Raw genomic sequence first — 13,746 nt, 5'->3', positions numbered from 1 at the left:
TGCCTATGCCTTCAGCGGCTGCGGGGCCGCGCGGCGGTGTCGGGACAGCGAATATTCGAGCAGGGCCATGCCCTGCAGGATGATGAAGTTCAGCACGAGATAGATGATCGCCGCACAGAGGAAGACTTCCATCGTGCGGTAAGTCTGCGAGATCAGCCGCTGGGCGACACCGGTGACCTCCCAGACGGTGACGAGACTTGCGAGCGCCGTCGACTTCATCATCAGCACGATCTCGGTGGAATAGGCCGGCAGCGCGTGGCGGAAGGCGATCGGCGCCAGGATGCGGCGCACCAGCAGGAAGCCGGACATGCCGATCGAGCGCGCCGCCTCGATCTCCTTCGGCGAGACGGCGCGGATGCCGCCGCGAAAGATCTCCGCCGTGTAACCGGCGGTGCAGAGCGCCAGCGACAGGATGGCGCAGACCATCGGCTCGCGCAGGAACGGCCACAGGAAGGAATAGCGGATGACGCCGAACTGGCCGAGGCCGTAAAACACCAGGAACATCTGGATCAGCAGCGGCGAGCCGCGGAAGACGAAGATATAGCCTTTGGCGAAGCCCGAAAGCACTCTGTTGCCGCTGACCCGCATCGAGACGATGACGAGGGCGAGCAGGCCGCCGAAGAAGATCGACAGCGAAAACAGGATCAGCGTCGTCGGCACCGCCTTCAGCAGCGTCACCATGGTCGAAGCAAGAAAGGTGAAATCCATCGTCGCCTCCTTACGCCTGGCCCATGGCCGATGCCGGCATGCTGCGGTTGGCCCGGCGTTCGGCACCGTTGAAGATGCGGTCGGAAAGGCTGGTCAGGATCAGATAGAGGCAGCCGCCCGCAATGAAGAACAGGAAATACTGCCGGGTCGAGCCCGCCGCCACCTGGCTGGTGCGCATCAGTTCGGCAAGGCCGGTGACGGAGATCAGCGCCGAATCCTTGAGGCTGAGCTGCCAGACATTGCCGAGGCCGGGAATGGCCAGCCGCAGCACCTGCGGCATGATGATGCGGCGAAAGCGCAGGCCGCGATGCATGCCGATCGCCGAGGCCGCTTCGAGCTCGCCCTTGGAGATGGCGAGGAAGGCGCCGCGGAACACCTCCGCCTGATAGGAGCCGGAGATGATGCCGACGGCAAGCGCGCCGGCGGCAAAGGAAGGCAGGCCGAGGAAGCCCTCATAGCCCATCGCCTTGCCGATCGAGGTGACGGCCGAGGAGCCGCCGAAATAGATGAGATAGATGATCAGCAGCTCCGGCACGCCGCGAAACACGGTCGTATAGACATTGCCGAAGGCGACGAGGAAAGGGTTGCCCGAGAGTTTTGCCGCCGCGACGATTGCGCCGAGCACCGCGCCGATCGCCAGCGCCGTCGCCGTGACGGCCAGCGTCATCAAGGTGGCGAGAATGAGCAGCGCGCCCCATCCGGTCGAGCCGAAGCCAAGCAGTTCCAAACTTGCCATATCGTCCGTTCCCCGTCCGCGGCAGTGTTTTGTGGATTGACAATAACATGCTGTCTCCGGCCACAAAGCCGGAGACAGGTGTTTGCGGCCGGAAGGCCGAAACGCTTATTGCTGCGGGCTGACGTCGACCTTGAACCACTTCATCGACAGGTTCTTGACGGTGCCGTCGGCAAGCGCCGACTTGATCGCCTCGTTGAACTTGTCGCGCAGGTCCGTATCGGCCTGGCGAATGCCGAGGCCTTCGCCCTCGCCCCAGATCGAGCCGACGATCTCCGGACCGGTGAAATCAAGCGTATCGTTGGCGGACTTGAAAGCGTTGGCGAAATAGACGGCATCGTCGAAGCCGAGGTCGATGCGGCCGTTCTGCAGGTCGAGGTCGCGGTCGGCGCCGGTCTTGTATTCGCGGATCTCGGCAATGTCGCCGAAATTGTCATAGACGAACTTGGCGTAGACGGTCGCTGCCTGGATGCCGATCGTCTTGCCCTTGAAGGCGGCCTTCAGCGCATCGATTTCCTTCACGCCGGTCTGGCCGGGCGTCATCTTGATGGTGGCGCCGGTGCCGGCGGCCTTGGCGAGCGGGCTGTCCTTGGCGGTGGCGAAGGCAGCAGGGGTGGCGGCATAGGGAATGGTGAAGCCGATCACCTGCTTGCGCTCGTCAGTGATGGACAGAGCATCCATGATGACATCGAACTTGCCGGCATTGAGCGCGGGGATCATGCCGTCCCAGTCGGAAGCAACAAGCGTGCATTCGATCTTGGCGCGTTCGCACAGCACCTTGGCAAGCTCCGGCTCGAAGCCGCCGAGCGTACCGTCGGCATTGGTGAGGTTCCACGGCGCATAGGCGCCTTCGAGCGTGATGGTCGCCTTCGTCCAGTCCTTGGCGAATGCGGGTGCTGCGAAGGCGGAAAGAGCGGCGACGCCGCAAAACAGGATTGTGCTGAATTTCATTGATGAATTCTCCTCTGGAGTTGAAACAGACCTTGCGGCACCACGCCGATCTTCGCCGGCTTGCCCTTTCTATCCTATTTCTGTGTCCAGGACCGATTGGGAGGTTGTATATGGTACCATATGAGATATTTTGTGATATGCAAGAGGAAAGTCGGTTAATGCGGCGAATTCCATTCGTGCAAAAGGAATAGGCAATGAAGCGTTCCGGGGAGATGAAGCGCGAGCTGGCGGAAAATGATAGCACGCCGCTTTATGCCGGCGTCAAGCAGGTGATCCTCGACCGCATCCACAGCGGCGAATGGCCGCCGAAATACCGCGTGCCGTCGGAAAACGAGCTGGTCGTCGAACTCGGCGTCAGCAAGATGACCGCCAACCGGGCGCTGCGCGAACTCGCCAATGAGGGCGAACTCGTCCGCATCCAGGGCGTCGGCTCCTTCGTCGCCGAGCGCAAGGGTTATTCGGCCCTGTTCGAGGTCCGCAACATCGCCGAGGAAATCGCCGAACGCGGCCATATCCATGAGGCTTCCGTCGTCGTGCTCGCCCGGGAAACGGCCTCTCCCGAGATCGCCGACGCGCTCGAACTTGAAATCGGCGCGGCGGTTTTCCACTCGCTGATCGTCCACAGCGAAAACGGCGTTCCGGTGCAGATCGAGGACCGCTTCGTCCATCCGGAGGCCGCTCCCGAATATCTCGACCAGGATTTCACCACGCTGACACCGAATGCCTATCTGACGGCCGCCGCCCCGCTCAGCGGCTCCGAACACGTTGTGGAGGCGGCAATGCCGCAGGCCTGGGAATGCAAGCTGCTGACCATCCTAAAGACCGAGCCGTGCCTGACGATCCGCCGGCGCACATGGTCGGCAAAACAGGTGGTGTCGACCGCCCGCCTCGTCTATCCCGGCTATCGCTACCGGCTGGAAGCGCGCAGCGGCAAGATGTTCGAAGAGTGAAAACATCGCCATGTTGTATATGGAACATAGCGACTATTGCGATGCCGGCGTGAAACGCGCCACCAGCGCGTGGCGATCACCGGGATAGGTGAAGCGCACATGGGTCACCGGGCCGGCACCGCTCCAGGTGCGGCGTTCGACCACCAGGCAGGCGGTGTTGCGCGCAATGTCGAGGGCGGCGGCCAGTTCGGCATTGGCGGAAACGGCATGAATCCGGTGTTCAGCCGTGCTCCACGGCACCTGGTTGAGCAGCCACGGTCCCGGCGCCACCGTCAGAAAATCGGCATCGGCGGCCTCAGGCACGGTTTCAAGACTGATCAGTCTCTCCTCCAGACAGAAGGGCCGCGCCCCGGCATTGTGGATGCAGACCACCTCGACGACCGAGGACGCCACCGGCAGTTCCAGCCGGCTTCTGTCTTCCGCCCTGGCCTTGCGGCTCGCCTTCCTGGAAACGGCATAGGAATAGGGCAGGTTCAGCGACTGCACCTCGGCCTTGATGTCGTGGATTTCGAGAACGGCCGATTGCGCCTGCGGCTGGGTGACGAAGCTGCCGGATTTCTTGCGGCGCTCGATCAGCCCGGCCTTGGCGAGCTGGGTCAGCACCTTGTTCACCGTCATGCGCGAGCAGTCATACTGCGTGGCGAGATCGACCTCGAAGGGAATACGATGCCCCGGCGGCCATTCGCCCGAGACGATACGGCCCTCGATCTCACTGAGGATACGCTGGTGCAAGGTGAGATCCCTGCTTTGGTTCATCGCCACGTTCCGATTGGTCTCCCCGCTCTAGAGCATGTCGTGCAAAAATGTGCAGCGGTTTTGCGATAACGACATGCGTAAAAACAAAGACCTAAAGCACGAGAAGCGAATCTGAAAGATCGCGACGCGCTTTAGATCGAATGCCTTGAAAGGAAAAGTGCTTTTTCAGGCCGCGAGCAATTCGCCCATCGCAGCGAGGAAACGCCGGTCGATGGCGTCGCGCTCGCGATGGCGACCGCCTTCCACCTGCTTGCGGCCGCGTGCCCAGACGCAATCAACGGAAATGCCGCCGGCAAACAGCCAGTGATCGAGGATCTGGTCACCCGAGAGATAGGGAACGGCCGACGTATCGAGCGAAACGAGATCGGCGTGATGGCCCTCTGCAAGACCGGCCGGCGCTTTCAGCGCAGCACCGCCGCCGGCAAGGGCGTGGGTGAACAGCGAAAGCGCCGTCGAACCACCGAGGGCTGCCACGACATTGCGGGCGCGCAGCGCCAGGCGCTGCGAATATTCGAGCTGGCGCAGTTCCTCCGGCACGGAGATCAGCACATTGGAATCCGAGCCGATGCCGTAACGCCCGCCCTCTTCGAGGAAGAGCGGCGCGGCAAAGGCGCCGTCGCCGAGATTGGCTTCGGTGATCGGGCAGAGGCCGGCAATCGCCCCGCTCTTCGCCATCCGCCGCGTCTCGTCCTCGGTCATGTGCGTCGCATGGATCAAGCACCAGCGTTCGTCCACAGACATATGATCGAGCAGCCACTGCACCGGCCGCGCGCCCGACCAGGCGACGCAGTCCTCGACCTCCTTCACCTGTTCGGCGACATGGATATGGATGGGGCCGTCGCCCGCCATCGGCACCAGCCTTGCCAGTTGCTCGGGGGTTGCGGCGCGCAGGCTGTGCGGCGCCAGCCCGAGTTCGGCGCCGTCGAGCCGGCCGGTCACCGCCCGGCATCCCTCCATCAGCCTTTCGAAGCTATCGAGCGAATTGACGAAGCGCCGCTGGCCGTCGATCGGCGCAGCACCGCCGAAGCCGGAATGAGCATAGAAGACGGGCAGCAGCGTCAGGCCGATACCGGTCTCCGCGCTCGCAGCACCGATGCGTTCGGCAAGCTCGGCGATATTGGCATAGGCGCCGCCATCCCGGTCATGATGGAGATAGTGGAATTCGCCGACGCGGGAAAAACCCGCCTCCAGCATCTCCGCATAGAGCTTGGCGGCGACCGCCTCGACATGCTCAGGCGTCATCGCCAGGGCAAACTTGTACATGACCGTGCGCCAGCTCCAGAAGCTGTCATTGGCCGGCCCGCGCACTTCGGCAAGACCGGCCATCGCCCGCTGGAAGGCATGGCTGTGCAGGTTGCCCATGGCGGGAACAAGGAGAGCATGGCGTTCATCGCCGGGTGCTGCGGCAACACCCGGCTCGACGCGGGCGATGCGCCCGGCCTCAACCGTCAGCCGCACATTCTTCTGCCAGCCTTGCGGGGTCAGCGCCGTCTCTGCGTGAAGTGTGGTCATGGCCTTCTTCTCCTCCTGCCGCGCCGCCTATCTTTCTTTTCCAGAAAAGCGCGCAAAATTTCTCTTGTCACCTGTTGATTATGTATATACATGTTTTGGCATAAGGAAAGGCGCAAAGCTGATGACCGGGAACAATTTTTCAGAAGGAAGCCCATCCGCCGACGCCAGGCCGGCGCTTTGGCGCAATGCGCGGCTCGCCACGCTTGCCCCTGACAAAGCGGGGCTCGGCATTGTCGAAAAGGGCGCCGTGCTGATCGAAAACGGCCGCATCGCCTTTGCCGGCGCCGAAAGCGACCTGCCGGCAGCCGCCATCGAACGGTCCGAGATCGTCGATCTCGAAGGCCGCTGGGTCACCCCCGGCCTCGTCGACTGTCACACCCATATCGTTCACGGCGGCAACCGCGCCCGCGAATTCGAGATGCGCCTTGCCGGCTCCACCTATGAAGACATCGCCCGTGCCGGCGGCGGCATCGTTTCCTCTGTCAAGGCGACCAATGCGCTGTCGGTCGAAGAACTGGTCGCCGAGGCGCTGCCGCGGCTCGATACGCTGCTTGCCGAAGGCGTCACGACGATCGAAGTGAAGTCCGGCTACGGGCTGAACCGGGCCGGCGAAGTGAAGATGCTGCAAAGCGCCCGCCTGCTCGGCCATATCAGGCCGGTGCGCGTCGCCACCAGCTATCTCGGCGCCCATGCGACGCCGGTGGAATACAAGGGCCGCAACGGCGACTATCTCGATGATGTCGTGCTGCCCGGCCTCGACGACATGTATAATCTCGGCCTGGCCGATGCCGTCGACGGCTTCTGTGAAGGCATCGCCTTTTCCACGGCCGAGATCGCCCGCGTCTTCGACAAGGCAAAGGCGCTCGGCCTGCCGATCAAGCTGCATGCCGAGCAGCTCTCCAATCTCGGCGGCGCCAGGCTCGCAGCCTCCTACGGCGCGCTTTCGGCCGATCATCTGGAATATCTCGACGAAGACGGCGTTGCCGCCATGGCGGCGGCCGGCACCGTCGCCGTGCTGCTGCCCGGCGCCTTCTACGCTATCCATGAGAAGCAGAAGCCGCCGGTGGAAGCGCTGCGCCAAGCGGGCGTGCCGATCGCGATCGCCACCGATTGCAACCCCGGCACCTCGCCGCTCACCTCGATGCTGCTGACCATGAACATGTCGGCGACGCTGTTCGGCCTGACCGTCGAGGAATGCATCGCCGGCGCCACCCGCGAGGGTGCCCGGGCACTCGGTCTCATCGCCACGACCGGCACGCTCGAAGCCGGCAAGTCCGCCGACCTCGCCGTCTGGAATGTCGAAAGCCTCGCCGAGCTCGTCTACCGCATCGGCTTCAACCCACTTCACGCACGCCTCTTCAAGGGCGAAAGGAACGGCCGATGACCATTACGCTCCACCCGGGCTCCGTCTCGCTCAAGGATCTGGAAATCATCTATTGGACGGGTGCGCCGGCAAGGCTCGATCCCACCTTCGATGCCGGCATAAACAAGGCCGCCGCCCGCATCGCCGAGATCGCCGCCGGCAATGCCCCGGTCTATGGCATCAACACCGGTTTCGGCAAACTCGCCTCGATCAAGATCGACAGCGCCGATGTCGCCACCCTGCAGCGCAATCTCATCCTGTCGCATTGCTGCGGCGTCGGCGCGCCGCTGCCGGAGAATATCGTGCGGCTGATCATGGCGCTGAAGCTGGTTTCGCTCGGGCGCGGCGCCTCCGGCGTGCGGCTGGAGCTGGTGCGGCTGATCGAAGGCATGCTTGATAAGGGCGTCATCCCGCTGATCCCGGAAAAGGGCTCGGTCGGCGCCTCCGGCGACCTGGCGCCGCTCGCCCATATGGCGGCGGTGATGATGGGCGAGGCCGAAGCCTTCTTCGCCGGCGAACGCCTCTCCGGGGCCGAAGCTCTGGAAAGAGCCGGGCTGAAACCGGTCGTGCTCGCCGCCAAGGAAGGCCTGGCGCTGATCAACGGCACCCAGACCTCGACAGCCCTGGCGCTCGCCGGCCTCTTCCGCGCCCATCGCGCCGCCCAGGCGGCCCTCATCACCGGCGCCATGTCCACCGATGCCGCCATGGGCTCCTCTGCGCCCTTCCATCCGGACATTCATACGCTGCGTGGCCATAAGGGCCAGATCGACACGGCAGCAGCCCTTCGCGCCCTGCTCGAACAATCGGTCATCCGCCAGAGCCATATCGAGGGCGACGAGCGGGTGCAGGATCCCTATTGCATCCGCTGCCAGCCGCAGGTCGACGGCGCCTGCCTCGATCTCCTGCGCTCGGTCGCCCGCACGCTGGAGATCGAAGCCAACGCGGTCACCGACAATCCGCTGGTGCTCTCGGACAATTCCGTCGTCTCGGGCGGCAATTTCCACGCCGAACCCGTCGCCTTCGCCGCCGACCAGATCGCGCTCGCCGTCTGCGAAATCGGCGCCATCTCGCAGCGCCGCATCGCGCTGCTGGTCGACCCCACCCTCTCCTACGGCCTGCCGGCCTTCCTCGCCAAGAAGCCGGGCCTGAACTCCGGCCTGATGATCGCCGAGGTCACCTCGGCGGCGCTGATGTCGGAGAACAAGCAGATGTCGCACCCGGCCTCGGTCGATTCGACGCCGACCTCGGCCAACCAGGAAGACCATGTCTCCATGGCTTGCCACGGCGCCCGCCGCCTGCTCGGCATGACCGAAAACCTGTTCGCCATCATCGGCATCGAAGCGCTGACGGCTGCCCAGGGCGTCGAATTGCGCGCGCCGCTGTCGACGAGCCCGGAGCTTGGCAAGGCGATCGCCGCGATCCGCGCCAAGGTGCCGAGTCTCGAGACCGACCGCTACATGGCAGGGGATCTCGCCGCCGCCGCCGAACTGGTGTCGACGGGGGCGCTGAACGGCTCGGTTTCGAATGGCATTTTGCCGGTTTTGGAGAACTGAGATGATGATGGCGAAGGAAAAAGTCCCCTCCCCAACCCCTCCCCACAAGGGGGAGGGGCTAAGGCTAGCCGCACGCTCTGCGTTCAAGATTGAATGCAGCGGGAGCCGCAGGTTAAGCCCCTCCCCCTTGTGGGGAGGGGTTGGGGAGGGGTTTTAATGACCGCACCATACGAAACCCGCCAGGGCACCTCGCCCATCATCCTCGGCTTCCCCCATACCGGCACCGAGGTGCCGGCTGACATCGCCGATCGCCTCAACGACAATGGCCGGATCCTCGCCGATACCGACTGGCACATCCACCATCTCTATGACGGCCTGCTCGACGATGTCACGACCGTGCGTGCCACCTTCCATCGCTATGTGATCGACGCCAACCGCGATCCGGCTGGTGTCAGCCTCTATCCCGGCCAGAACACCACCGGCCTCGTCCCTGAAACGGACTTCGACGGCAAGGCGATTTGGAAGGATGGGCAGGCGCCTGACGAGGCCGATATCGCGGCGCGGCTCAAGGATTTTCACGCGCCCTATCATGCCGCCCTTGCCGCCGAGATCGAGCGCGTCAGGGCAATCCATGGTGTGGCGATTCTCTATGATTGCCACTCGATCCGCTCGCATATTCCCTTCCTCTTCGAAGGCAAGCTGCCGGATTTCAATATCGGCACCGATATGGGCAAGACCTGCGATGGCGCCATCGAGCAGGCGACGCTGACCGTCACGCAAGCGGCGCAAGGTTACGACAGTGTGCTCAACGGCCGCTTCAAAGGCGGCTGGACGACACGCCATTATGGTCGGCCCGAGACCGGCGTGCATGCCATCCAGATGGAACTCGCGCAATCGACCCATCTGCAGACCGAGACGCCGCCCTTCGCCTATGACAGCGTTAAGGCGGACCGGCTTCGCATCCATCTCAAAGACATTCTGGTGCGCCTCGAACAGATCGCACCAGGCCTGAAACGCTGAAGATTGAAACCTGAGAACAGGGGAACCGTCATGACCAATCCACGCCATAACATCCGCGAAATCCGCGCGCCCCGCGGCAACGATCTCAATGCCAAGAGCTGGATGACCGAAGCGCCGCTGCGCATGCTGATGAACAATCTCGATCCCGATGTCGCCGAAAATCCGAACGAACTCGTCGTTTACGGCGGCATCGGCCGCGCCGCCCGCACCTGGGAAGATTTCGACCGCATCGTCGCCACGCTGAAGACGCTGACGGAGGAGGAAACCCTGCTCGTCCAATCCGGCAAGCCGGTCGGCGTCTTCCGCACCCACAAGGATGCGCCGCGGGTGCTGATCGCCAACTCCAACCTGGTACCGCATTGGGCGACCTGGGACCACTTCAACGAGCTGGATAAGAAGGGCCTTGCCATGTACGGCCAGATGACGGCCGGTTCGTGGATCTATATCGGCACGCAGGGCATCGTCCAGGGCACCTACGAGACCTTCGTCGAGGCCGGCCGCCAGCACTACGGCGGCAATCTCAAGGGCAAATGGATCCTGACCGGCGGCCTCGGCGGCATGGGCGGCGCCCAGCCGCTCGCTGCCGTCATGGCCGGCGCCTGCTGCCTCGCCGTCGAATGCAATCCCGACTCGATCGATTTCCGCCTGCGCACCCGCTATCTCGACGCCAAGGCCGAGACGCTCGACGAAGCGCTCGAAATGATCGACCGCTGGACCAAGGCTGGTGAGGCCAAATCCGTCGGCCTGCTCGGTAATGCCGCCGAAATCCTGCCGGAGATGGTTCGGCGCGGCATCCGCCCCGATATGGTCACCGACCAGACCTCGGCGCACGACCCGATCAACGGCTACCTGCCGAAGGGCTGGACGATGGCCGAGTGGAAGGCCAAGCGCGAAAGCGATCCGAAGGCGGTGGAAAAGGCAGCGCGCGCTTCGATGCGCGAGCATGTCGAAGCGATGATCGCCTTCTGGAATGCCGGCATCCCGACGCTCGACTACGGCAACAACATCCGCCAGGTCGCCAAGGAAGAAGGCCTCGAAAACGCCTTCGCCTTCCCCGGTTTCGTGCCCGCCTATATAAGACCGCTGTTCTGCCGCGGCATCGGCCCTTTCCGCTGGGCCGCCTTGTCCGGCGACCCGGAGGATATCTACAAGACCGACGCAAAGGTGCGGGAACTGACCCCCGGCAATACCCACCTGCACAACTGGCTCGACATGGCCAGGGAACGTATCGCCTTCCAGGGCCTGCCGGCGCGTATCTGCTGGGTCGGCCTCGGCGACCGTCACCGCCTGGCTCTGGCCTTCAATGAAATGGTCAGGAACGGCGAGCTTTCCGCTCCGATCGTCATCGGCCGCGATCACCTCGACTCGGGCTCCGTCGCCTCGCCGAACCGCGAAACCGAAGCGATGAAGGACGGCTCCGACGCCGTCTCCGACTGGCCGCTGCTGAACGCCCTGCTCAACACGGCGTCTGGCGCCACCTGGGTATCGCTGCACCATGGCGGCGGCGTCGGCATGGGCTTTTCCCAGCACTCCGGCGTCGTCATCTGCGCCGATGGCACCGACGATGCGGCAAAGCGTCTCGAGCGGGTGCTCTGGAACGACCCGGCGACCGGCGTCATGCGCCACGCCGATGCCGGTTACGAGATCGCCCTCGACTGCGCCCGGGACAAGGGCTTGCGCCTGCCCGGCATTCTCGGGAACTGAGCCTCGTGAGGATCCTGCGCGCCGGCGATTACAAGCGCATGCCGTGGAAGAACGGCGGCGGCGAAACGGTGGAGATCGCCGTTTCGCCAGAAGATGCCGGCCTTGCCGGCTTCGACTGGCGCGTCAGCATGGCGACGGTCGCGACGGACGGCCCGTTTTCGATCTTCCCCGGCATCGACCGGACGCTGGCGATTCTCGACGGCAACGGCATGGTGCTCGACATCGAGGGCCGCGCACCGGCGCTGCTGACGACGGCAAGCGACCCCCTCGCCTTCCCGGCGGATATTCCGGTCGCCGCCAGGCTCCAGGACGGCGCGATCACCGATCTCAATGTCATGACGCGCCGCGCGCGCCTTGCCCACACGCTGATCCGCATCGACATCGACGGCGGCACGTCCGTGCCGCTGACGTCGACGACATGCCTGCTGCTCTGCCATCGCGGTGCACTGTCCTTCCGGCGAGACAGCGAAAGCGGCGCGCTCTCGGCCGGCGATGCGCTGCTGATTGCGGATGCGGCCGGGACCGCACTGGAACTCGACGGCCAAGCCAGATGTTATCTTGTCTCGATCGCCACGCCCTGATCTTCGCCCAACGGCTTGAAAAAATTGGGCAATCAAAAAATGGTCCGGGCGTTCGCACGGACCATTGCGATTTCGGGCCATGGACGTCATTCCTGCTTTCGGTCTAAACTTCGCCTTGCTGATGCAGAAGAAGACCTAGACTGCCTGGACGTGCCGGGTAGCAATGGAGCAGGCGTGACGGATCCCTACGATATTCTCGGTGTTGAACGCGATGCGGACGAGGCCCAGCTGAAGGCCGCCTATCGGCGCCTGGCCAAGGTCGCCCACCCCGATTCGGGCGGCGATTCGCAGGCCTTCGACAATCTTCAGAAAGCCTATGCGCTGCTTCTCGACCCGGTCCGGCGCAAGGTGTTCGACGATACCGGTTATGACGTCGAATTGGCCGATGCCGCCGAGCTGCAGGCGCTTGTGATCATCGAGAAGCTCGTCACCGACGCGGTGCTCGACGAGCGCGCGCCCGGAAGTTTCGATCCCGTCGCCGTCATGCAGGACAGCCTGTCGGAGGAACTGCGCAAGGCGCGGTTCAGCAAGAGCGAGCTGGAGCGCCACGCCTCGCGCGTCGGCCTGCATCTGGAGCGGCTCGAAAAACAGTCCGGCCGCGATGTGCTCGCCCACATGTTCCGCGCCCGCATCGAAGCAATCGCCAAGGCGGTCGCGGAAACCGAGGCAAAGATCAAGGCGACCGAACGCGCCGCCGACATGCTCAGCGGCTACGTCTACGACATCGATCCGTCGCTGCTGCCGGAGGCCTCGGTCACCAATCTCGAATGGATCGACACCTCCAGAAACCGCTCCACCGGCTGACGAAGCCTCCGGCCTCCGCTCAAGATTTCGGTGGAGCTTCGACGCCGGAATAGGCCAATACGGCGTCAGGCAAGCGGGCACCTTCAACCTTGATGGCCGCGACAGCCCTATTGAGTTCGGCCGTCTCGGCTGGCGTGAATTGAACTGTTGCCGCCCCGGTGTTTTCGAGCATATGGGCCATCTGGGTGGTGCCGGGAATTGGGACGATCCAGGGTTTCTGGGCCATCAGCCATGCCAGCGCGATCTGGCCGGGACGGGCATTCTTCTTTTCAGCCCAGCTCTTCAGCAGCGTGACGAGCGCCAGGTTGCCCGGCAAGTTCTCGGGCGAGAACCGTGTCTCGATCTTGCGGATGTCTCCGTCGGCGAAACGCGTTCTTGCATCGATGGCACCGGTCAGGAAGCCGACGCCAAGCGGGCTCCACGGCACGAAGCCGATGCCGAGTTCCTCGCACGTCGGCAATACGGCTTCCTCCGGGCCACGCCACAGCATCGAGTATTCGCTTTGGACAGCGGTCAGCGGCAGTTCGGCATGTGCGCGGCGCAATGTCTTCAGCCCCATCTCGCACAGGCCCCAATGCAAGACCTTACCTTCTGCCCTCAGATTATTGACGGCGCCGGCGACGTCTTCGATCGGCACGGCCGGGTCGACACGATGCTGATAGAGGAGATCGATGCGATCCGTGCCCAGGCGCTTGAGCATGCCTTCGACGGCCTGCTTAATATGGTCGGGACGGCTGATAAGCCCTGGACGTCGCTCGCCGGTTTCCAGATCGATGTTCCAGCCGAACTTCGACGCAACCACGACCTGATCGCGGAACGGAGCGATGCCTTCGCCGAGAATTCGTTCCACTTCATGGGGACCATAGGCTTCGGCCGCGTCATAGAAGGTCACCCCACGATCGAACGCAGCGCGAATGATGCTGTGCATCTCCGGCCGGGTCGGGATCGTCTGCTGGTAGGTCCGGCTCATATTCTGAACGCCGAGGCCGATGCTGGAGACTTCAAGGGTTCCGAGCTTACGTCGCCCGATATCGGACGAGCCCGCCGGGATTGCCGGGCGTGTTGCCGCAGATGACGTCTGCGCCTGGGCGGCCCCGGCAAGCGGCGCTGCGGCCAGGGCTCCCGCCACGATCAAAAGGCCCCGGCGGTTGAGTTCCACGTTGTTCGTCAT

At 63.9% G+C, this 13,746-nt stretch carries 13 protein-coding genes; 7 read left to right on the top strand and 6 right to left on the bottom strand.

Annotated elements, in window-relative coordinates; all coding sequences use genetic code 11:
* Positions 1-3: 3 nt before the first annotated feature.
* The 3 genes from GGD57_RS17315 to GGD57_RS17305 form a co-directional block, all read right to left on the bottom strand.
* The gene (locus GGD57_RS17315; protein WP_085739793.1) at positions 4-708 is read right to left on the bottom strand and encodes an ABC transporter permease; all 705 of its coding nucleotides are present in this window, start codon (positions 706-708) and stop codon (positions 4-6) included.
* Between the two features lie 10 nt (positions 709-718).
* Positions 719-1,444 (bottom strand): ABC transporter permease, encoded by a 726-nt coding sequence (locus GGD57_RS17310; RefSeq protein WP_184471561.1) that lies wholly within the window; start codon positions 1,442-1,444, stop codon positions 719-721.
* A gap of 105 nt (positions 1,445-1,549) precedes the next feature.
* Positions 1,550-2,392, bottom strand: coding sequence for a transporter substrate-binding domain-containing protein (locus GGD57_RS17305; RefSeq protein ID WP_184471560.1), 843 nt, complete (start codon positions 2,390-2,392; stop codon positions 1,550-1,552).
* A 194-nt stretch (positions 2,393-2,586) separates the two neighbouring features.
* Between GGD57_RS17305 and hutC (GGD57_RS17300) the strand changes: the two genes are divergently transcribed.
* Positions 2,587-3,342, top strand: a complete 756-nt coding sequence (hutC, locus tag GGD57_RS17300; protein WP_097611584.1) for a histidine utilization repressor — start codon at positions 2,587-2,589, stop codon at positions 3,340-3,342.
* A gap of 33 nt (positions 3,343-3,375) precedes the next feature.
* Here the strand turns inward: hutC (GGD57_RS17300) and hutC (GGD57_RS17295) are convergent, their stop codons facing one another.
* Both hutC (GGD57_RS17295) and GGD57_RS17290 read right to left on the bottom strand, forming a co-directional pair.
* On the bottom strand, positions 3,376-4,098 hold the full coding sequence (hutC, locus tag GGD57_RS17295) for a histidine utilization repressor (protein WP_184471559.1): 723 nt from the start codon (positions 4,096-4,098) through the stop codon (positions 3,376-3,378).
* Positions 4,099-4,263: 165 nt separating this feature from the next.
* Entirely contained in the window at positions 4,264-5,610 is a 1,347-nt protein-coding gene (locus GGD57_RS17290) for a formimidoylglutamate deiminase (protein ID WP_184471558.1), read from the bottom strand.
* A 121-nt stretch (positions 5,611-5,731) separates the two neighbouring features.
* Between GGD57_RS17290 and hutI the strand changes: the two genes are divergently transcribed.
* The 6 genes from hutI to GGD57_RS17260 all read left to right on the top strand — a co-directional run bounded on the left by hutI (position 5,732) and on the right by GGD57_RS17260 (position 12,575).
* Positions 5,732-6,994: an imidazolonepropionase gene (gene hutI / locus GGD57_RS17285; RefSeq protein WP_184471557.1), complete on the top strand. Its 1,263-nt coding sequence runs from the start codon at positions 5,732-5,734 to the stop codon at positions 6,992-6,994.
* Positions 6,991-8,526: a histidine ammonia-lyase gene (hutH, locus tag GGD57_RS17280; protein ID WP_184471556.1), complete on the top strand. Its 1,536-nt coding sequence runs from the start codon at positions 6,991-6,993 to the stop codon at positions 8,524-8,526. Before hutI ends, hutH begins: the two co-directional genes overlap by 4 nt.
* A 156-nt stretch (positions 8,527-8,682) precedes the next feature.
* Positions 8,683-9,486: an N-formylglutamate deformylase gene (gene hutG / locus GGD57_RS17275; protein WP_184471555.1), complete on the top strand. Its 804-nt coding sequence runs from the start codon at positions 8,683-8,685 to the stop codon at positions 9,484-9,486.
* A gap of 30 nt (positions 9,487-9,516) precedes the next feature.
* Positions 9,517-11,190, top strand: a complete 1,674-nt coding sequence (hutU, locus tag GGD57_RS17270; protein WP_184471554.1) for a urocanate hydratase — start codon at positions 9,517-9,519, stop codon at positions 11,188-11,190.
* Between the two features lie 5 nt (positions 11,191-11,195).
* Complete coding sequence (locus GGD57_RS17265; RefSeq protein WP_184471553.1) at positions 11,196-11,771, top strand: HutD family protein; 576 nt, start codon at positions 11,196-11,198, stop codon at positions 11,769-11,771.
* Between the two features lie 174 nt (positions 11,772-11,945).
* Positions 11,946-12,575, top strand: coding sequence for a DnaJ domain-containing protein (locus GGD57_RS17260; protein ID WP_184471552.1), 630 nt, complete (start codon positions 11,946-11,948; stop codon positions 12,573-12,575).
* A gap of 19 nt (positions 12,576-12,594) precedes the next feature.
* Here GGD57_RS17260 and GGD57_RS17255 read toward each other — a convergent pair whose 3' ends face one another.
* Complete coding sequence (locus GGD57_RS17255; protein ID WP_184471551.1) at positions 12,595-13,746, bottom strand: aldo/keto reductase; 1,152 nt, start codon at positions 13,744-13,746, stop codon at positions 12,595-12,597.

The sequence above is a fragment of the Rhizobium esperanzae genome, assembly GCF_014197615.1.
Classification (GTDB): domain Bacteria; phylum Pseudomonadota; class Alphaproteobacteria; order Rhizobiales; family Rhizobiaceae; genus Rhizobium; species Rhizobium esperanzae_A.
Note: the sequence above shows the minus strand (reverse complement) of the source record. Positions and strands in the feature narration are given on the sequence as shown.